Here is a 17,471-nt window from a genome sequence, read left to right as displayed (position 1 = left end):
CGACGATGAGCCAGGCGCAGGACCACGATCAGGCGGCGGGCGGACCCGCCGTACCGCAGACCCGGACGGCCCGACACCGCCGGATCGTGGACATCCTCAACCGGCAGCCGGTGCGCTCGCAGAGCCAGCTCGCCAAGCTGCTCGCCGACGACGGGCTGACCGTCACCCAGGCCACGCTCTCCCGCGACCTGGACGAGCTGAACGCGGTCAAGATCCGCAACACCGACGGCGACCTGATCTACGCGGTGCCCAGCGAGGGCGGCTTCCGCACCCCGCGCGCCCCGCTGGGCGGCTCCGCCAAGGAGGAGCGGATGCGGCGGCTCTCCCAGGAGCTGCTGATCTCCGCCGAGGCGTCCGCCAACCTCGTCGTGCTGCGCACCCCGCCCGGCGCCGCCCAGTTCCTCGCCTCGGCCATCGACCAGGCCGAACTCCACGACGTCCTCGGCACCATCGCCGGCGACGACACGCTGATGCTGATCAGCCGCGACGCCACCGGCGGCCAGGCCCTCGCGGACCACCTGCTCCGGCTCGCCCAGAACGGGCCGTAGGCGTCAGGGCGTCCGGCTCAGCCCAGCCGGGTCGCCAGACCCCCCGTGCAGCGGACCTCGTCGCCCGCCGTGATCAGCAGGCCCTCCACGTCCGGGAGGGACTCCAGCCAGGCAAGCCCCGCGCGGGAGCCCATCGCGAAGGCGGCGGTGGCCCAGCAGTCCGCCCAGGTCAGCCGGGGGGTCACCACCGTCACCGCGACCAGGTCGGTCACCGCGGAGCGGCCGGTGCGCGGGTCCACGATGTGCGCGCCCCGCTCCGCCGTGCCCGAGGTCGCCACCGCCAGCTCGTCCGCCCCGGCCGCCGACACCACAGCCGCCAGCCCGCCCGGCCGGAGCGGATCGGCCACACCCACCCGCCACGCCCGGTGCGGCTCGGGCGCGCCCACCATCTGGACGTCACCCCCGCCGTTCACACTGACCCCGCACACGCCGGGGACGGCGGCCAGGGTGCGCGCGGCCCGCTCGGCGGACCAGCCCTTGACGATCCCGGTCGGGTCGAACGTCCCCCGGTACCGGGTGCTGAACCAGCCGTCGCTCACCCGCTCCGCCTCGGCCGCCAGCGCCAGCACCTCGCGCACCTCGGGGGCGCACTCCTCGGGCGTCAGCTCCTCGCGGGCCAGCCGGGACACCTCGCTGTCCTCGCGGTAGGTGCTGAACACCGCGTCGGCCCGGTGCAGTCCCGCGACCGCCGACTCCAGCGCCGCGCGCACCTCGCCGGGGTCGCCGCCGCGCACGTCGAAGGAGAAGACGGTGCCCATGACCTCCTCCGCGTGCCGCAGCACATGCGGTGTCCCCGCCCGCTCGGCCACCGTGTCAGTCACCGGCCTGGTCCAGCGCGGACTGGAGCGACTTCTTGTACCCGGTGCTGGTGTAGGTCGCCCCGGACACCGAGTCGATCCGCGCGCTGCCCGCGGCGACCGCGGCCTGGTTCAGCCGGGGCACCGCGAGCGCGGTCTTCTCGTCGCTCGTCCCGCCCTTGGGCGCCTGGACCGCCTCCGCCTTGGTGATCTTCTTCCCGCTGAGCGTGACCCGCACCTGGACGGCCCCGTAGGGGGTCTGCTCCGCGCTTCCCGTGACCGTACGGGCCTGCGCCGCACCCGAACTCCCGCCCGTGGGAGCCTTCTTGATCCGGTCCAGTGCGGACTGGAGCGACTTCTTGTACCCGGTGCTGGTGTAGGTCGCCCCCGACACCGAGTCGATCTGCGCGTTCTGCGTCGCGAGGACCGCCTGGTTCAGCCGGGGCACCGCGAGCGCGGTCTTCTCGTCGCTCGTCGGGCCCTTCGGCGCCTCGACGGCCTCCGCCTTGGTGATCTTCCCGCCGCTGACCGTCAGCCGGACCCGCACGGCACCGTACGGCGTCTGCGCCGCGTCCCCGGTGACCGTGCCGGCCCGGTCGGACGCCTGGGCACCGCCGCCGGAGCCGCCCTGCGGCGACTCCTGCGCGGCCGCCGACGCCGGCGGGGCGGCCGCCGAGGCCGACGCCGGGCCGGACGAGGGCTTCAGCGACAGCAGCAGCACGACACCTGACACGGTGGCGGCGGTGGCCAGCATCACACGCCGGATGGGGTGGCTCTTCCTCATGGCTTCTGGAGCTCCGCTCACATCTCGAACGACTCGTGATGGATGCGCCGGGCGGGGACCCCCGCGCCGCGCAGTGCCTCGTACACCGACTGCGCGAAGCCGGGCGGCCCGCACATGAAGACGTCGTGGCGGTCGATGTCGGGCATCTTGCGCCGGAGGTTCTCCGCCGAGATGTCCGGCCGCTCGCCGTCCGGGCTGTTCACCGCGTACATCAGCCGGGCGCCCCGCTCCTCGGCGATCGCGGCCAGCTCGTCCCACAGGGCGAGGTCCTGCGTGGTGTTCGCCCGGTACAGCAGGGTGATGTCACCGGAGGCGCCCGGCAGGGTCTCGAACAGCGCGCGCATCGGCGTGATCCCGACCCCGCCCGCCACCAGCAGCACCTTGCCCCGGCTGCGCCGCTGCGCGGTGAGCGCCCCGTACGGGCCCTCCGCCCACACCCGCGTGCCCGGCTCCAGCTCGCGCAGCCGCGCGCTGTGGTCGCCGATCGCCTTCACCGTGATCCGCAGCATCCCCGGCCGGGGCGCCGCCGACAGGGAGTACGGGTGCGAGCTGAACCGCATCCCGGGCGCCAGGAACCGCCAGCGGAAGAACTGGCCCGCCTCCGCGCCCATCCGGTGCAGCTTCCGCCCGGAGATCAGCACCGACACGATGCCCGGCGACTCCTCGATCACCGCCTCCACCCGCATCCGGTGCCGCAGGTTCAGCCGGACCGGCACGATGACCCGGTACCAGAGCACCAGCGCGGTCACCACGCCGTACAGCACGTACCAGAAGGTCTTCGCCATCGGCTCGACCGCGAAGTCGTTGCCGGTGGTGATCTGGTGCCAGAAGGTCAGGAACACCGCCGCGTACGTCAGCAGATGCACGTGGTACCAGGTGTCGTACGGCAGCCTGCGCCGGACCGGGCCGATCGAGGAGAGCCCGATCACCACGAACAGGCCGGTGCCGATGGCCGCCTTGCCCATGTCGGGGAGCTGGTTCACCGAGTCGACGGTCTGCCGCACGATGTCGCCGAGCGACTTGCCCGCCTGGAGGGCGTACCCCCACATGATCAGGAAGACGTGCGCCAGGACCAGGCTGAGCGTGTAGCGGCCGCTCATCGCGTGCCAGCGGGCCACCCGGTCCGAGCCGACCCTCCGTTCCAGCGCCGGTACGCGCGCCATCTGGAGCACGACCAGCGCCATCAGGTACCCGGCCAGCAGCCCGGTGATGCGCCCGGCGTTCAGGACCCGGCCGGCGTTGTCGGCGATCGAGGGGGTGTTGTGCCACCAGAGCCACAGCACGGCCGCCGCGCCCGCCCACACCACGAGCAGGAGCGGGACGGCCGGCGAGCGGCGCGGACGGATGCGGCGCATCGTCTGGCGGCGGGCGGCACGTCCGCCTGCGAGCGTGGTGGTCACGGTTCCTCCGGGGACTTGACCCTTGGCCCACTCATACGTGCGGTGCGGGCGGAGTGTTCAGCGTCCCGGCGGGTGACCTGGCGGGGTTCAGCGGCGGACGAGCGCGGTGGCCCCGCCTGCCGTCCCGATGGCGATGTGCGGGTGCCGGGAGGGGGCGGCCCAGCGGAGGATCTCGGCCATCGCGTCGGGGGGTACGGAGACGCAACCGGCCGTCGCCGCCTTGCCGTTGACGTGCAGGAAGATGCCCGCGCCGCGACCCCGGACCGGGTGGCGGTAGTTGAAGCCGATGACGAGGGCGTGGGCGTACTGGGTGCGGTACGCGACCAGGTGCTCGGACTCCGAGGCGCGGCAGTCGGCGGGGAGGGGGTCCGTCCAGCGGTTGTAGGCGCGGGAGTCGTTGTCCTGGCACCACCAGGAACTCTCCTTCACCGGGCGGTACTTGACACGTGTCCCGGCCGGGGCGGCCTCGATGCCGAAGCCGAAGGGCAGGTCGTACAGCCCGGCCGGTGTGGTGCTGGTGCCCTGCTCGCGCTCGCTGCCCTCCACCAGCCCGCCCGACCCGAACCGGGCGGGCGCCGTCCCGGCCGCCGTCCACCGACCGTGCCGCAGGTCCCACCAGGTGAGCGTGCCGGTGGTGGAGCCGGCGTCCGGCGCCTCGGCGGTGATGAGCTGACTGCCCCCGCCGGTGTCCGCGAGGCGCGCGGGCAGCGGGGGGTCGGCGGGCGCGAGGCCGAGCGCGCAGAAGGAGGCGGAGACGAGGGCGGTGACCAGGCGACGGCGCATGGCTCAGACCGTAGAGGGCGGCAGCGGCAACGGCAGGCCGGGCAGCCCGTCGATGCTGGTCGCGATGTGCTCCTTACCGGTGAAGTACGCGCTGAGCGACGCGTCGTCCTCCCGCACGAACCGCCGCCGGTGCGAATCCCGGTCCTCCTCGTAGACCATGCGGGGCACGGCGTACCCGCAGGAGTCCCGTACCAGCTCGGCGTGGACCACGATGATCGCCCGCAGGCCGTGCGGGGCCGGGTCGATGCCGGGGAAGGCGGCCAGCAGCCCGCCGAAGCGCGGGTCGTCGCGGAAGACCGGCTCACCCCGGCCGTGCACGCGCACGATGTTCGGCGGCCCCTGGAAGGCGCACCACATCAGGGTGATCCGGCCGTTCTCCCGCAGGTGGGCCACGGTCTCCGCGTTGGAGCCCGCGAAGTCGAGGTACGCCACCGTCAGCTCGTCCAGCACGACGAACGAGCCCTTGAGCCCCTTGGGGGAGAGGTTCACGGTGCCATCGCCGGCCAGGGGCGCGGTCGCCGTGAAGAAGAGGGGCTGCTCCTCGATGAATCGCCGGAGTCCGCCGTCGATGCGCTCATATGTCTTTCCCATGCCCGCTGCCTACCCCGCCCCCGCGATTGACGAATCATGCGGAGTTCTGCATACTCATGCATATCAGCGAATGCACGTGAGGAGAGAACCCGTGACCGAGCGCGTCGTACTCGCCTACTCAGGCGGACTGGACACCTCCGTCGCCATCGGCTGGATCGCCGAGGAGACGGGCGCCGAGGTCATCGCCGTTGCGGTGGACGTCGGCCAGGGCGGCGAGGACCTGGACGTCATCCGCAAGCGCGCCCTCGCGTGCGGTGCCGTCGAGGCCGAAGTGGCCGACGCCAAGGACGAGTTCGCCGAGGAGTACTGCCTCCCGGCGATCAAGGCGAACGCCCTGTACATGGACCGCTACCCGCTGGTCTCCGCCCTCTCCCGGCCGACGATCGTCAAGCACCTCGTCGCCGCCGCGCAGAAGCACGGCGCCACCACGGTCGCCCACGGCTGCACCGGCAAGGGCAACGACCAGGTCCGCTTCGAGGCCGGCATCGTCGCCCTCGCCCCCGACCTGAAGTGCATCGCCCCGGTCCGCGACTACGCGATGACCCGGGACAAGGCGATCGCCTTCTGCGAGGCGAAGAACCTGCCGATCGCCACCACCAAGAAGTCCCCGTACTCCATCGATCAGAACGTCTTCGGACGCGCCGTCGAGACGGGCTTCCTGGAGGACATCTGGAACGCCCCGATCGAGGACATCTACGAGTACACCTCGAACCCGGCGGAGGCCCGCGAGGCCGACGAGGTCGTGATCACCTTCGAGCGCGGCGTACCCGTCGCCATCGACGGCCGCCCGGTCACCGTCCTCCAGGCCATCCAGCAGCTCAACGAGCGCGCGGGCGCGCAGGGCATCGGCCGGATCGACATGGTCGAGGACCGCCTCGTCGGCATCAAGTCCCGCGAGGTGTACGAGGCTCCGGGCGCCATCGCCCTGATCACCGCCCACCAGGAGCTGGAGAGCGTCACCGTCGAGCGCGAACTCGCCCGCTACAAGCGGCAGGTCGAGCAGCGCTGGGGCGAACTGGTCTATGACGGCCAGTGGTTCTCCCCGCTCAAGCGGGCGCTGGACGGCTTCATCACCGAGGCCAACGAGCACGTCTCCGGCGAGATCCGGATGACCCTGCACGGCGGCCGCGCGGTCGTCACCGGGCGCCGGTCCCAGTCGTCGCTGTACGACTTCAACCTCGCCACCTACGACACCGGCGACACCTTCGACCAGGCCGCGGCCAAGGGCTTCATCGACATCTACAGCCTGTCGTCGAAGATCGCGGCCAAGCGGGACCTGGCGTAGGCGACGTCGTTAAGCAGCCCGACCGCCTCCTCACCTGCCAGGGTGGGGAGGCGGTGGCACACCACGAGCTTGAGGAGCAACGCAGTGAGCAGCAACAGCGGTGACGTACGGCTCTGGGGCGGCCGTTTCGCCGACGGTCCCGCCGAGGCCCTGGCGAAGCTGTCCGCGTCCGTCCACTTCGACTGGCGGCTCGCCCCCTACGACATCGCCGGGTCCCGCGCCCACGCGCGCGTGCTGCACACCGCGGGCCTGCTCGACCAGGACGAGCTGACCCGGATGCTGGCCGGGCTCGACCAGCTGGAAGCCGACGTGGCCTCCGGGGAGTTCGTGGGCACCATCGCCGACGAGGACGTGCACACCGCCCTGGAGCGCGGCCTGCTGGAGCGGCTCGGCCCCGACCTCGGCGGCAAGCTCCGCGCCGGCCGGTCCCGCAACGACCAGGTCGCCACGCTCTTCCGGATGTACCTGCGCGACCACGCCCGGATCATCGGCGGTCTGATCGCGGACCTCCAGGGCGCCCTGGTCGGCCTCGCCGAGGCCCACCCGGACGTGGCGATGCCCGGCCGCACCCACCTCCAGCACGCCCAGCCGGTGCTCCTCGCCCACCATGTGCTGGCCCACGTCCAGTCCCTCGGCCGGGACGCCGAGCGGCTGCGCCAGTGGGACGAGCGCACGGCCGTCTCCCCGTACGGCTCCGGCGCGCTCGCCGGTTCCTCCCTCGGCCTGGACCCCGAGGCGGTCGCGCGTGACCTCGGCTTCGAGCGGGGGAGCGCGGCCAACTCCATCGACGGCACGGCCTCGCGGGACTTCGCGGCGGAGTTCGCCTTCATCACCGCGATGATCGGGATCGACCTCTCGCGGATCGCGGAGGAGATCATCGTCTGGAACACGAAGGAGTTCTCCTTCGTCACCCTGCACGACGCGTTCTCCACCGGCTCCTCGATCATGCCGCAGAAGAAGAACCCGGACATCGCGGAGCTGGCCCGGGGCAAGTCCGGCCGCCTGATCGGCAACCTGACGGGCCTCCTGGCCACGCTGAAGGCGCTGCCGCTCGCGTACAACCGCGACCTCCAGGAGGACAAGGAACCCGTCTTCGACTCCTGCGACCAGCTGGAGGTGCTGCTCCCCGCCTTCACCGGCATGATCGCCACCCTCACCGTCCACCGCGAGCGCATGGAGGAGCTGGCCCCGGCCGGCTTCTCCCTCGCCACCGACATCGCCGAGTGGCTGGTCCGCCAGGGCGTCCCCTTCCGCGTCGCGCACGAGGTCGCGGGGGAGTGCGTCAAGGTCGCCGAGTCCGAGAACAAGGAACTGGACGACCTCACCGACGACCAGTTCGCCAAGATCTCCCCCCACCTCACCCCAGAGGTCCGCACCGTCCTGAACGTCAAGGGCGCGCTGGCGTCCCGCAACGGCAGGGGCGGCACGGCCCCGAGCGCGGTGGCGGCACAACTGGCCGAGGTGAAGCAGGACTTGGCCGACCAGCACGCATGGGCCGAGGCCAAGGACAGCGCCGCCCAGGGGCGCGGGGAACCGCGCGCCTAGCCACAAACTGCCCGCAGTCGCCCAGGAGCCGAAGCCCCCGAGCTCCTGGGTGGCCGGTTACGTTGGTCGCGCGCCCCCTGGAGCCGACCGAACGGACCCCACGATGCCTTTCGCCCGCCTCTCCTCCGCGACCACCCCCACCTGCCACCTCGGCCTGGGCCTGGCCGCGGTGGGCCGCCCCGGCTACATCAACCTGGACCGGGCCGAAGACCTCGGCGAGGACCGCAGCCCCGACACACTGCGCACCCGTACCCATGAACTCCTCGACGCCGCCTACGCCCAAGGCGTCCGCTACTTCGACGCCGCCCGCTCCTACGGCCGCAGCGAGGAGTTCCTCGCGGACTGGCTGAAGGCCCGCCCGGACGCCGACGACGTGGTGGTCGGCAGCAAGTGGGGCTACACCTACACCGCCGACTGGTCCACCGAGGCCGACCGGCACGAGGTCAAGGACCACACCCTCGCCACGTACGAGCGCCAGCGCGCGGAGACGGCCGAGCTGCTCGGAGACCGGCTGGACCTCTACCAGATCCACTCCCTCACCCGCGACAGCCCCGCCCTCACCGACCGCGAGCTGCACCGGAGGCTCGCCGAAGCGGCGGCGGGCGGCCTCACCCTCGGGTTCTCCACCAGCGGCCCCGCCCAGGCCGACACCATCCGGGCCGCCCTGGAGATCACCGTCGACGGCGCGCCCCTCTTCCGCACCGTGCAGTCCACGTACAACGCGCTGGAGACCTCGGCCGGGCCCGCGCTGGCGGAGGCGCACGACGCCGGGCTCACCGTGATCGTCAAGGAGGGCATGGCCAACGGCCGCCTCGCCCCGGGGCACGCGCCCGAGGTCCTGCGGGACATCGCCGACGAGACCGGCCTCGGCCCCGACGCCGTAGCCCTCGCGCTGATCCTCTGCCGTCCCTGGGCCGGTGTCGTCCTGTCCGGCGCCGCGACCGTCGCCCAGCTCGGCTCCAACCTGCACGCCGCCGCCGTGGACCTCACCGACGACCAGCGAACCCGCCTCGACACCCTCGCGGAGGCCCCCCACGCCTACTGGACCCGGCGCGGCGAGCTGCCCTGGCAGTGAGACCCGCATGCCCGTGATGAGACATGAATGTCTCACGCGAGGTACCCTTGTCTCATGGCTCTCGATCGTGACCACGTGCTGCGCTCCGCCGCCGCCCTGCTGACCCGCAAGTCCACCGCGACGATGGACGAGGTCGCGCGGGCCGCCGGGATCAGCCGGGCCACCCTGCACCGCCACTTCGCAGGCCGCGACGCGCTGGTCCGCGCGCTGGAGGCGCTCGGCATCGCGGAGTGCGAGGCGGCGCTCGGCCGCGCCCGGCTGGACGAGGGCCCCGCCGCCGACGCCGTACGCCGGCTGGTCCGCGAGATCCAGCCGGCCGCGGGGCTGCTCGCCTTCCTCTACGGCGAGAACCAGCTCTGGGAGGGCGAGGCGCAGAACACCGGCTGGCTGAACCTGGACACCCGGATCAGCGCCCTGTTCCAGCGCGGCCAGCGCGACGGCGACCTCCGTATCGACCTCACCCCCGGCTGGCTCACCGAAGCCTTCTACGGGCTGATCACCTCGTGCGCCTGGGCCGCGGTGGACGGCCGGGTGGCCTCCCGGGACTTCTCCACGATGGTCTCCGAACTGCTGCTCGGCGGCGCGCTGCGCAGGGCGGAGTCATGACCAGCACCCTGCGACCCGTCCACGTCGAGACCGAGCGGCGCCCCGGCCGCTGGCTGGCGCTCTCGGTACTGGTCCTCGCCGTCCTGCTCGTCGCCGTCGACGCCACCGTCCTCGGCCTCGCCACCCCCTACATCAGCGAGGACCTGCACCCCTCCGGCACCCAGCTGCTGTGGATCGGGGACGTCTACTCGTTCGTCATCGCCGGACTGCTCGTCTCGATGGGCAGCCTCGGCGACCGCGTCGGCCGCAAGCGCGTCCTGCTCTGCGGCGCGGCCGCGTTCGGCGCGATCTCGGTGCTGAACGCGTACGCGAGCACACCCGGCCTGATGATCCTGGCGCGGGCCCTGCTCGGCGTCGCGGGCGCCACCCTGATGCCCGCGACCTTGGCCCTGATCCGCAACCTCTTCCACGACCCGCGCGAGCGCAGCCTCGCCATCGGCATCTGGGGCGCCACCGCCTCCGCCGGCACGGCCGTCGGCCCGATCGTGGGCGGCCTCCTGCTGGAGCACTTCTGGTGGGGCTCGGTGTTCCTGATCAACCTGCCGGTGATGGCGGTCCTGGTCCTGGTCGGCGTCCGCACCCTGCCCGAGTCCCGCGACCCGAACCCCGGCCCGTGGGACCTGGCGAGCGTGCTGCTGTCCCTGGTCGGCATGCTCGCGCTGGTCTACGCGGTCAAGGAGGCCGCCACCCACGGCTTCGACCCGCTCACCCTGGCCGCCGGCCTGCTGGGCGCCGCCGCGCTGTACGGCTTCGTCCGCCGCCAGCTCACCCTGCCGACCCCGCTGCTGGACATGCGGCTGTTCCAGCACCGGGGCTTCAGCGGGGCGGTGCTCGCGGATCTGCTGACCGTGCTCGGGATGTCGGGCCTGGTGTTCTTCCTGTCCCAGTTCCTGCAACTGGTCCAGGGCAGGCACCCGTTCGAGGCGGGCCTCGCCGAACTGCCCGCCGCCGTCGGCGCGGTGGTGGCCGGCCTGATCGCGGGCCGCGCGGCCCGCCGCTTCTCGGTGCGCGTGGTGGTCACCGGCGGCCTCGCCGCGATCGGCGTCTCCCTCGCCGTCCTCACCACGCTCGACGCGTCCACCGGCTACCCGCTGCTCGGCGCCGCCCTGCTGATCGTCGGCATCGGCGCGGGCTTCTCCTTCACCGTCACCTCCGACGTGATCCTCTCCAGCGTCGACAAGAACCGCGCGGGCGCGGCCTCGGCGGTCTCGGAGACGGCCTACGAACTGGGCGCGGCCCTGGGCATCGCCCTGCTGGGCTCGATCGTGACGGCCGCCTACCGCGACTTCACAGCCCCGCCGGGCACCCCGGAATCGGCCCACGAGTCCCTGGGCGCGGCGGTGGAAGCGTCAGCGGGCCTGCCCGCCCCGACGTCCCAGGCACTGCTCGACGCGGCGACAGAGTCCTTCGTACACGGCCTGCACCTGGCGTCAGGAGCGGGAGCGGTGGTGCTGCTGGCGGCCTCGGCAGCGGCATGGTTCCTGCTGAGGAACCAACGACTGGACAGAGGCTTTTAGCTTTCAGGGGCGCGGGGAACCGCGCGACAAGCCACAGCGCACCCGCACCTTGGAAACGGCCGAATCGCCGAAGGCTCAAGCGGCCTTGGCCTTCGTGGCGTACATGTCCACGTACTCCTGCCCGGAGAGCCGCATGACCTCGGCCATCACGGAATCCGTCACAGCCCGCAGCACATACCGGTCGCGGTCCATCCCCTCGTACCGGGAGAACTCCATCGGCTCACCGAAGCGGACAGTGACCTTGCCCGGCCGGGGGAACCCCTTGCCACCAGGCTGAAGCTTGTCCGTGCCGATCATGGCGAACGGCACCACCGGCGCCCCCGTCATGAGGGTCAGCCGGGCGATGCCCGTACGCCCCCGGTAGAGCCGTCCGTCGGGGGAGCGGGTCCCCTCGGGGTAGATCCCGAAGACCCGCCCCTCCTCCAGCACCCGGCGCCCGGTCATCAGCGCGGCCACGCCGCCGTTCGCGCCGTCCCGGTCCACCGGGATCATGCCGACGCCGGTGAAGAACCAGGCCATGGCCCGGCCCTTGATCCCCTTGCCGGTGACGTACTCGTCCTTGCCGATGAACTGCACCTGCCGCTTGGACACCACCGGCAGCACGATCGAGTCGATGAACGTCAGGTGGTTGCCCGCCAGGATCACCGGGCCCTCGCCGGGGATGCGCTCAAGGCCCTCCACCTGGGGGCGGAACATCAGGCGCATGGCCGGCGCGAGCACTGCCTTGATGAGCGCGAAGCGGGACAACGGGTCCTCCAGGCCGAGCGGACGATATGAGTCTGTGCAGGTGAGGACATTACTCGCGGCTACGGGGAAAGCGCACATCGGGCCGCGCGATTCACCGAGGTCTTACGTGTTGTTGACACGCGCTCATCTCCCGCCGAACACCCCGGCGTGCCATCGGCCCGCACCCGTGTGTTCCCGCCGAGGTCTCCCCTCCGTCATGTCCACACCCCTACGATCGGCGCGCACCCCAAGAGACACAGCCAGGTCAGACCCAAGAAGACCTTCGCAACGACAGCGGGAGACGCGTATGGAAAGCGACCGGACCAACCAGCCCTCGCGCGCGACCGGACGGCGCGCGGTCCTCGGTGCGGCGGTGCTCGGGGCGGGCGGCGCGGTCCTCGGACTGCCCTCCGCCGCCCGTGCGGCGGACACCCGGACGGCAGGGTCCGGCGGACGCGGCCTGAAGGGCCTGCCGGTGCCGACGATCATCGGCCACCGGGGCGCCAGCGGCTACCGCCCCGAGCACACCTTCGGCTCGTACGACCTCGCGCTGGAGCTCGGCGCCGACATCGTGGAGGCCGGTGACCTGGTCCCCACCAAGGACGGGCATCTGGTCTGCCGCCACGAACCCGAGATCGGCGGCACCACGGATGTCTCCTCGCACCCCGAGTTCGCCGGCCGGAAGACCACCAAGGTCCTCGACGGGGTCTCCGTCACCGGCTGGTTCACCGAGGACTTCACCCTCGCCGAGCTGAAGACGCTGCGCGCCGTCGAGCGCATCCCGGCCAACCGCCCGCACAACACCCTCTACAACGGCCGCTGGGAGATCCCCACCTTCGAGGAGGTGCTGAAGTGGCAGGACGCCCGTACCCGTGAGCGCGGCCGCCAGGCGTGGATCTACCCCGAGCTGAAGCACCCCACCTACTTCCGCCGTCTCGGCCTGGACCCCGAGCAGCGGGTGGCGAAGCTGCTGCGCAAGTACGGCAAGGACAAGCGGAATTCGCCGGTCGTGCTCCAGTCCTTCGAGCCGACCAGCATCCAGCGGCTCAACCGGATCGTCGACAATCCGCTGGTCGTCCTCCTCGACGCCGCCGGCACCCGCCCGTACGACTTCGTCGCCACCGGCGACCCCCGTACGGTGGCCGACCTCGTCACGCCCAAGGGGCTGCGGGAGATCGCGGGGTACGCGCAGGGCATCGGGCCCACCCTGGACCTGGTCATCCCGAAGAAGTCCGACGGCACCCTGGGCGAGCCCACCCGGCTGGTCGCCGACGCGCACAAGGTCGGGCTGATCCTGCACCCGTACACCATGCGCAACGAGAACCCCTTCCTCCCGGCCGAGTTCCGCAAGGGCGGCGACCCGGACGGCTACGGGGACGTGTTCGGCGCGTACCGCACCTACTTCGCCACCGGGATCGACGGCGTCTTCACCGACAACGCCGACACCGGCGTGCTGGCCCGCGCCGACTTCCTGGGCCGCTGAGTCAGGCCGGGGCGTCAACACCGGCGCCCCGCACCCGCTGATCCGGGTGACAGCGCGCCGTCCCGGAAACCCGCCGGCCGGGACGGCGCGTCTCGACGCATATGACCCACGACCTGCTGACCGATCTGCGCCCGCTCCTCAGCGCGGAGGCGTCCGCCGAGGCATATGCCTCCGGGAGTGAACCCGGCGACCTGGAGCAGGCCGTCTGGCTCCGGCTGCTGGAGCGGCTGGAGAGTCAGGGCCCGCCGCCGGACCCCTCCGGCTGGCTGCGCGAGGCGGTACGCGACGAGGGCCGCCTCAGCCGCCGTACCCACGGCGTGGAGCGGCCCTACGACGGGGAACCCGCCGACGACACCCGGCCCGGCCCCGAACAGCTCGCGCTCAGCGCCGCCCGGCACCGGGTGGTGCGGGACGCGGTCCGCAGACTGCCCGGCCGCTGCCCGCGCCTCATGGCGGCCCTGCTCTCCCCGCGCGACCTCACCTACCGCGAGATCGCGGGGGAGTTGGGCATCTCACAGGGCAGCCTCGGACCGGAACGCTCCAGATGTCTGGGATGTCTGCGACGAATGCTGACGGCGGAGGTTGCCAGTGCCGAAGCACGGGGATAGAGGTGGGGGACAACAGTGATCAGGTGAGCGGGAGGCATGCGCACATGGGCATGAGCGTGACCATCGCGGCGGCGGCCGAGCCGGACGCGGAGCAGATCTTCCGGCTCCAGTACCTCTGCTTCCAGAGCGAGGCCGCGCGCTACGGGAACTACCGCATCGACCCGCTGGTGCAGAGCCTGGACCAGGTCCGCGAGGAGGTCGCCGACGACTGCGTCTTCGTCGCCCGGCTCGGTGACGAGGTGGTCGGCTCGGTGCGCGGCCGGCTCACCGAGGACGGCGCGGCCGCCATCGGCATGCTCTGCGTCCACCCCCGCCTCCAGGGCCACGGCATCGGCGCCCGGCTGCTGGGCGCGGCCGAGAAGGCGCTCGCCGAACAGCGCGGCGCGACCACGTACCGGATGCGCACCGGGCACCGCAGCGAGAGCGGGCTGCGGCTCTGCCGGAAGCTGGGCTACCGGGCGGTGGGCCGCTCGCAGGGCGCCGACGGCGTCGAGATGATCGTGCTGGAGAAGCCGGCTGCCGCCTACGCGGCCACCGCGTAGAAGGGCGGGGCAGGCGGTCTCAGGCCGCCTGCCGCCGCTTCGCCGCGCGCAGCCAGTACAGCGCGGTCAGGGGCAGCAGCACGGGGATGAAGACGTACCCCATGCCGTAGTCCGACCACACGGTCGCGTCCGGGAACGCGGACGGCTCGACCAGTGTCCAGGTGCCCACGATCAGCACCCCGGCCAGCTCGGCGGCGCAGCAGACCACCGCCGCCCGGCGGGCCTTCTCGCCGCCCCGGACCAGGGTGTAGGTGATGAACCCGTACACCACGCCCGCGAGCGCCGACAGCGCGTACGCGAGCGGTGCCCGGTCGAACTCCGTGGCGATCTGGTAGACCGAGCGCGACACGGCCCCGACCACCATCACGCCGTAGAACCAGACCAGCAGCATGCCCGGCCCGCTGATCAGCCGGGCCGGCTTCTCCTCCAGCGCCGTCATGTCAGCCTCCCCAGATGTCAAAGAGCCGTACTTCGAGGACGGCCAGCACCACGCCGCCCGCCGCGACCGTCACCGAACCCCAGCGCGTGCGCTCGGCCAGCGACATGAAGCCCGCCGCCGGGACGCACGCCAGCGCGCCCAGCAGATACGCCACGAAGATCGTCGTACCCTGGTCCGGCTTCTCGCCCCGCGCCAGCAGCACGATGCCGACGACCAGCTGGACGACGGCCAGCAGCGACACCACGGCCATGCCGATGAAGTGCCAGTCCTTGGTCGGCTGGTCCCGGTGTGCGGCCCAGCCGCACCAGGCCGCCAGCAGCAGCGCGGCGATCCCGGTCACCAGCGTCAGGGCGTTGAGCATGCGGAGACCTTATTACGGCCGAATCGGACGCCCGTCGCCGCCCCCGGCGTGCGGGCGGCGTGCGTGCGGCGGCCGTGGCATTGGCCACAGCCGTCCGGCCGGCGAGCCCGGACAGCCGGCCTCCCCGATGCGCCGCTGCCCCCTGCTGACGCGGGCGACACGGCGCTGAACTGGGCCGGTGTGTCTCACCGGCACCATCCACGCGTGTCCAGCATGTGGACAGGTCTCTCCGGTCCGCACGACCGGTCTGGTTTACTGACCGCATGACCACGACGAGCAGCCGCACCCTTGCGACCGAGGCGACCCTGACGCCCGGTGCTCGTTGTATGTGTCGCATGACGTGCCGAATGCGCGCCTTCTAGAGGGCCCCCGCACCACCGAAGAGCCTCGCGCCCCGAAGCGAGAGCCATGGCCCGGCCCGGCTCCGGAACACCGGCGTACCGGACCCCGTGCCGTTCGCGCACACGCTGTTCTCCCCGGTTCACTCGCCACCGCGAGAACCGTGCCGCGTCCCTGAAATGCAATCCCATGCACCTGTGCCGGGCACACCCGCGCCCGGCACTCGACAGTGACGGAAACCCCTGTGATCACCACCTCGGGCCTGACCAAGGTCTACCGCTCGCGCGGCCGCGAGGTCACCGCCCTCGACGGCGTCGACCTCCATGTCCGCGAAGGAGAGGTCTACGGCGTCATCGGCCAGTCCGGCGCCGGTAAGTCCTCCCTGATCCGCTGCGTCAACCTGCTGGAGCGCCCCACCGCCGGCACCGTGACCGTCGCCGGACAGGACCTCACCGCCCTCGCCGGCCGCTCCCCGCGCGCGGGGAGGGAACTGCGCCGGGCCCGCAGCCACATCGGCATGGTCTTCCAGCACTTCAACCTGCTGTCCTCGCGCACCGTGCAGGACAACATCGAGCTGCCGCTGGAGATCCTCGGCAAGTCCGGCAAGGAGCGCTCCCGCAAGGCGCTGGAACTCCTCGACCTCGTCGGCCTCGCCGACAAGGCGAAGTCCTACCCGGCCCAGCTCTCCGGCGGCCAGAAGCAGCGCGTCGGCATCGCCCGCGCCCTGGCCGGCGATCCCAAGGTGCTGCTCTCCGACGAGGCCACCAGCGCCCTCGACCCGGAGACCACCCGCTCCATCCTCCAGCTGCTGCGCGACCTGAACCGGCAGCTGGGCCTGACCGTCCTGCTGATCACCCACGAGATGGACGTGGTGAAGTCGATCTGCGACTCCGCCGCGCTCATGGAGAAGGGACGCATCGTGGAATCCGGCACCGTCAGCGAACTGCTGGCCACCCCCGGCTCGCAGCTGGCCTCCGCCCTGTTCCCGGTCGGCGGCGAGGCCAGTGCCGAGGACCGCACCGTCCTCGACATCACCTTCCACGGCGAGGCGGCCACCCAGCCGGTCGTCTCCCAGCTGGCCCGCACCTACAACATCGAGATCTCGATCCTGGGCGCGGCCATCGACACCGTCGGCGGCCTCCAGATCGGCCGGATGCGCATCGAACTGCCCGGCCGCTACGAGGACAACGTGGTGCCGGTCGGCTTCCTGCGCGAGCAGGGCCTCCAGGTCGACGTGGTCGGCACCGAGGGCGAGTCCGTGCTGGTGAAGGAGGGTGCGAAGTGACCTGGTCCGAGATACAGCCGCTGCTGTCCCAGGCATGTTCCGAGACGTTCTCGATGGTGCTCTGGTCCACCCTGATCGCCATCGCCCTCGGTCTGCCGCTGGGTATCCTCCTCGTCCTCACCGAACGCGGCGGACTGCTCCAGAACGTCGTCGCCAACAAGGTGATCGGCCAGATCGTGAACGTCGGCCGCTCGATGCCGTTCATCATCCTGATGGTCGCGCTGATGAGCTTCACCCGCTGGGTGACCGGCACCACCATCGGCACCACCGCCGCGATCGTGCCGCTGGCCATCGGCGGCATCCCGTTCTTCGCCCGGCTGGTCGAGACGGCCGTCCGCGAGGTGGACGGCGGACTTGTCGAGGCCGTGCAGGCCATGGGCGGCAACAGCTGGACCATCGTCCGCAAGGTGCTCATCCCCGAGTCGCTGCCCTCGCTGATCGCCAGCACCACCACGACGATCATCGCGCTCATCGGTTACTCGGCCATGGCCGGCACGGTCGGCGGCGGCGGACTCGGCGACCTCGCCGTTCGCTACGGCTACCAGCGCTTCGAGACCGGACTGATGTGGATCACCGTCGGCATCCTCGCCGTCGTCATCTCCCTCATCCAGTTCGCCGGTGACCTCGCCGCCCGCTCCCTGCACGGCCGCGGCGGCTCCGGACCGGTGCCGAAGCTGCGTCTGCTCAAGACCAAGGAGCCGGCCGCCGCCGACATCGGCGAGGTCGCCTGAGCGCCCGTACCCCCTCAAAGACTTCC

Annotated in this window: 19 protein-coding genes; 11 read left to right on the top strand and 8 right to left on the bottom strand. The window is 71.9% G+C overall.

The annotated features are described in order from the left end of the window. The first annotated feature begins 5 nt into the window (after positions 1-5). Positions 6-548, top strand: coding sequence for an arginine repressor (locus tag D0Z67_RS04755; protein WP_031180097.1), 543 nt, complete (start codon positions 6-8; stop codon positions 546-548). 17 nt (positions 549-565) lie between these two features. Here the strand turns inward: D0Z67_RS04755 and D0Z67_RS04750 are convergent, their stop codons facing one another. The 5 genes from D0Z67_RS04750 to D0Z67_RS04730 all read right to left on the bottom strand — a co-directional run bounded on the left by D0Z67_RS04750 (position 566) and on the right by D0Z67_RS04730 (position 4,903). Then, the gene (locus D0Z67_RS04750) at positions 566-1,369 is read right to left on the bottom strand and encodes an FAD:protein FMN transferase (RefSeq protein WP_234312655.1); all 804 of its coding nucleotides are present in this window, start codon (positions 1,367-1,369) and stop codon (positions 566-568) included. Next, positions 1,362-2,129, bottom strand: a complete 768-nt coding sequence (locus D0Z67_RS04745) for an FMN-binding protein (protein ID WP_031180099.1) — start codon at positions 2,127-2,129, stop codon at positions 1,362-1,364. Before D0Z67_RS04745 ends, D0Z67_RS04750 begins: the two co-directional genes overlap by 8 nt. Positions 2,130-2,146: 17 nt before the next feature. Continuing rightward, entirely contained in the window at positions 2,147-3,529 is a 1,383-nt protein-coding gene (locus tag D0Z67_RS04740; protein WP_031180100.1) for a ferredoxin reductase family protein, read from the bottom strand. A gap of 87 nt (positions 3,530-3,616) precedes the next feature. Next, positions 3,617-4,312 carry a L,D-transpeptidase family protein gene (locus D0Z67_RS04735; protein ID WP_031180101.1) on the bottom strand — a complete coding sequence of 232 codons (696 nt, stop codon included), beginning with the start codon at positions 4,310-4,312 and terminating at the stop codon, positions 3,617-3,619. 3 nt (positions 4,313-4,315) lie between these two features. Then, positions 4,316-4,903 carry a pyridoxamine 5'-phosphate oxidase family protein gene (locus tag D0Z67_RS04730; protein WP_031180102.1) on the bottom strand — a complete coding sequence of 196 codons (588 nt, stop codon included), beginning with the start codon at positions 4,901-4,903 and terminating at the stop codon, positions 4,316-4,318. 91 nt (positions 4,904-4,994) lie between these two features. Here D0Z67_RS04730 and D0Z67_RS04725 point away from each other — a divergent pair, with 91 nt between their 5' ends. The 5 genes from D0Z67_RS04725 to D0Z67_RS04705 all read left to right on the top strand — a co-directional run bounded on the left by D0Z67_RS04725 (position 4,995) and on the right by D0Z67_RS04705 (position 10,931). Beyond that, complete coding sequence (locus tag D0Z67_RS04725; protein ID WP_031180103.1) at positions 4,995-6,188, top strand: argininosuccinate synthase; 1,194 nt, start codon at positions 4,995-4,997, stop codon at positions 6,186-6,188. Between the two features lie 84 nt (positions 6,189-6,272). Continuing rightward, positions 6,273-7,733, top strand: coding sequence for an argininosuccinate lyase (gene argH, locus D0Z67_RS04720; RefSeq protein WP_031180104.1), 1,461 nt, complete (start codon positions 6,273-6,275; stop codon positions 7,731-7,733). A 103-nt stretch (positions 7,734-7,836) separates the two neighbouring features. Next, positions 7,837-8,808, top strand: a complete 972-nt coding sequence (locus D0Z67_RS04715) for an aldo/keto reductase (protein WP_031180105.1) — start codon at positions 7,837-7,839, stop codon at positions 8,806-8,808. A 54-nt stretch (positions 8,809-8,862) separates the two neighbouring features. Continuing rightward, positions 8,863-9,414, top strand: a complete 552-nt coding sequence (locus D0Z67_RS04710; protein WP_031180106.1) for a TetR/AcrR family transcriptional regulator — start codon at positions 8,863-8,865, stop codon at positions 9,412-9,414. Next, on the top strand, positions 9,411-10,931 hold the full coding sequence (locus D0Z67_RS04705) for an MFS transporter (RefSeq protein ID WP_031180107.1): 1,521 nt from the start codon (positions 9,411-9,413) through the stop codon (positions 10,929-10,931). The genes D0Z67_RS04710 and D0Z67_RS04705 overlap by 4 nt, the downstream gene beginning before the upstream one ends. Positions 10,932-11,006: 75 nt before the next feature. On the opposite strand, the gene D0Z67_RS04700 is transcribed toward D0Z67_RS04705, so the two are convergent. Then, a complete protein-coding gene (locus D0Z67_RS04700; protein ID WP_374201406.1) occupies positions 11,007-11,636 on the bottom strand; it encodes a lysophospholipid acyltransferase family protein in 630 nt (209 codons plus the stop codon). Between the two features lie 328 nt (positions 11,637-11,964). Here D0Z67_RS04700 and D0Z67_RS04695 point away from each other — a divergent pair, with 328 nt between their 5' ends. The 3 genes from D0Z67_RS04695 (at position 11,965) to D0Z67_RS04685 (ending at position 14,290) form a co-directional block, all read left to right on the top strand. Further along, on the top strand, positions 11,965-13,140 hold the full coding sequence (locus D0Z67_RS04695; protein ID WP_031180109.1) for a glycerophosphodiester phosphodiesterase: 1,176 nt from the start codon (positions 11,965-11,967) through the stop codon (positions 13,138-13,140). Positions 13,141-13,241: 101 nt separating this feature from the next. Then, complete coding sequence (locus D0Z67_RS04690; protein ID WP_031180110.1) at positions 13,242-13,748, top strand: sigma-70 family RNA polymerase sigma factor; 507 nt, start codon at positions 13,242-13,244, stop codon at positions 13,746-13,748. Between the two features lie 44 nt (positions 13,749-13,792). After that, a complete protein-coding gene (locus D0Z67_RS04685; RefSeq protein WP_031180111.1) occupies positions 13,793-14,290 on the top strand; it encodes a GNAT family N-acetyltransferase in 498 nt (165 codons plus the stop codon). Positions 14,291-14,309: 19 nt separating this feature from the next. Here the strand turns inward: D0Z67_RS04685 and D0Z67_RS04680 are convergent, their stop codons facing one another. After that, on the bottom strand, positions 14,310-14,729 hold the full coding sequence (locus D0Z67_RS04680) for a hypothetical protein (protein WP_031180112.1): 420 nt from the start codon (positions 14,727-14,729) through the stop codon (positions 14,310-14,312). A 1-nt stretch (position 14,730) separates the two neighbouring features. Next, entirely contained in the window at positions 14,731-15,090 is a 360-nt protein-coding gene (locus tag D0Z67_RS04675; RefSeq protein WP_031180113.1) for a hypothetical protein, read from the bottom strand. 583 nt (positions 15,091-15,673) lie between these two features. On the opposite strand from D0Z67_RS04675, the gene D0Z67_RS04670 reads away from it, so the two are divergent. Both D0Z67_RS04670 and D0Z67_RS04665 read left to right on the top strand, forming a co-directional pair. After that, the gene (locus D0Z67_RS04670; protein WP_031180114.1) at positions 15,674-16,714 is read left to right on the top strand and encodes a methionine ABC transporter ATP-binding protein; all 1,041 of its coding nucleotides are present in this window, start codon (positions 15,674-15,676) and stop codon (positions 16,712-16,714) included. Beyond that, positions 16,711-17,445: a methionine ABC transporter permease gene (locus tag D0Z67_RS04665; protein ID WP_031180115.1), complete on the top strand. Its 735-nt coding sequence runs from the start codon at positions 16,711-16,713 to the stop codon at positions 17,443-17,445. The genes D0Z67_RS04670 and D0Z67_RS04665 overlap by 4 nt, the downstream gene beginning before the upstream one ends. Positions 17,446-17,471 lie beyond the last annotated feature (26 nt).

It is taken from the genome of Streptomyces seoulensis (assembly GCF_004328625.1).
Taxonomy (GTDB): Bacteria; Actinomycetota; Actinomycetes; order Streptomycetales; family Streptomycetaceae; genus Streptomyces; species Streptomyces seoulensis.
Note: the sequence above shows the minus strand (reverse complement) of the source record. Positions and strands in the feature narration are given on the sequence as shown.

Excerpts from the sequence above, each read along its gene's own strand:
- D0Z67_RS04755 (WP_031180097.1), top strand. The coding sequence starts at position 6 with ATGAGCCAGGCGCAGGACCACGATCAGGCGGCGGGCGGACCCGCCGTA.
- D0Z67_RS04745 (WP_031180099.1), bottom strand. The coding sequence starts at position 2,129 with ATGAGGAAGAGCCACCCCATCCGGCGTGTGATGCTGGCCACCGCCGCC.
- D0Z67_RS04735 (WP_031180101.1), bottom strand. The coding sequence starts at position 4,312 with ATGCGCCGTCGCCTGGTCACCGCCCTCGTCTCCGCCTCCTTCTGCGCG.
- D0Z67_RS04730 (WP_031180102.1), bottom strand. The coding sequence starts at position 4,903 with ATGGGAAAGACATATGAGCGCATCGACGGCGGACTCCGGCGATTCATC.
- D0Z67_RS04715 (WP_031180105.1), top strand. The coding sequence starts at position 7,837 with ATGCCTTTCGCCCGCCTCTCCTCCGCGACCACCCCCACCTGCCACCTC.
- D0Z67_RS04710 (WP_031180106.1), top strand. The coding sequence starts at position 8,863 with ATGGCTCTCGATCGTGACCACGTGCTGCGCTCCGCCGCCGCCCTGCTG.
- D0Z67_RS04705 (WP_031180107.1), top strand. The coding sequence starts at position 9,411 with ATGACCAGCACCCTGCGACCCGTCCACGTCGAGACCGAGCGGCGCCCC.
- D0Z67_RS04700 (WP_374201406.1), bottom strand. The coding sequence starts at position 11,636 with ATGCGCCTGATGTTCCGCCCCCAGGTGGAGGGCCTTGAGCGCATCCCC.
- D0Z67_RS04695 (WP_031180109.1), top strand. The coding sequence starts at position 11,965 with ATGGAAAGCGACCGGACCAACCAGCCCTCGCGCGCGACCGGACGGCGC.
- D0Z67_RS04690 (WP_031180110.1), top strand. The coding sequence starts at position 13,242 with ATGACCCACGACCTGCTGACCGATCTGCGCCCGCTCCTCAGCGCGGAG.
- D0Z67_RS04685 (WP_031180111.1), top strand. The coding sequence starts at position 13,793 with ATGGGCATGAGCGTGACCATCGCGGCGGCGGCCGAGCCGGACGCGGAG.
- D0Z67_RS04680 (WP_031180112.1), bottom strand. The coding sequence starts at position 14,729 with ATGACGGCGCTGGAGGAGAAGCCGGCCCGGCTGATCAGCGGGCCGGGC.
- D0Z67_RS04675 (WP_031180113.1), bottom strand. The coding sequence starts at position 15,090 with ATGCTCAACGCCCTGACGCTGGTGACCGGGATCGCCGCGCTGCTGCTG.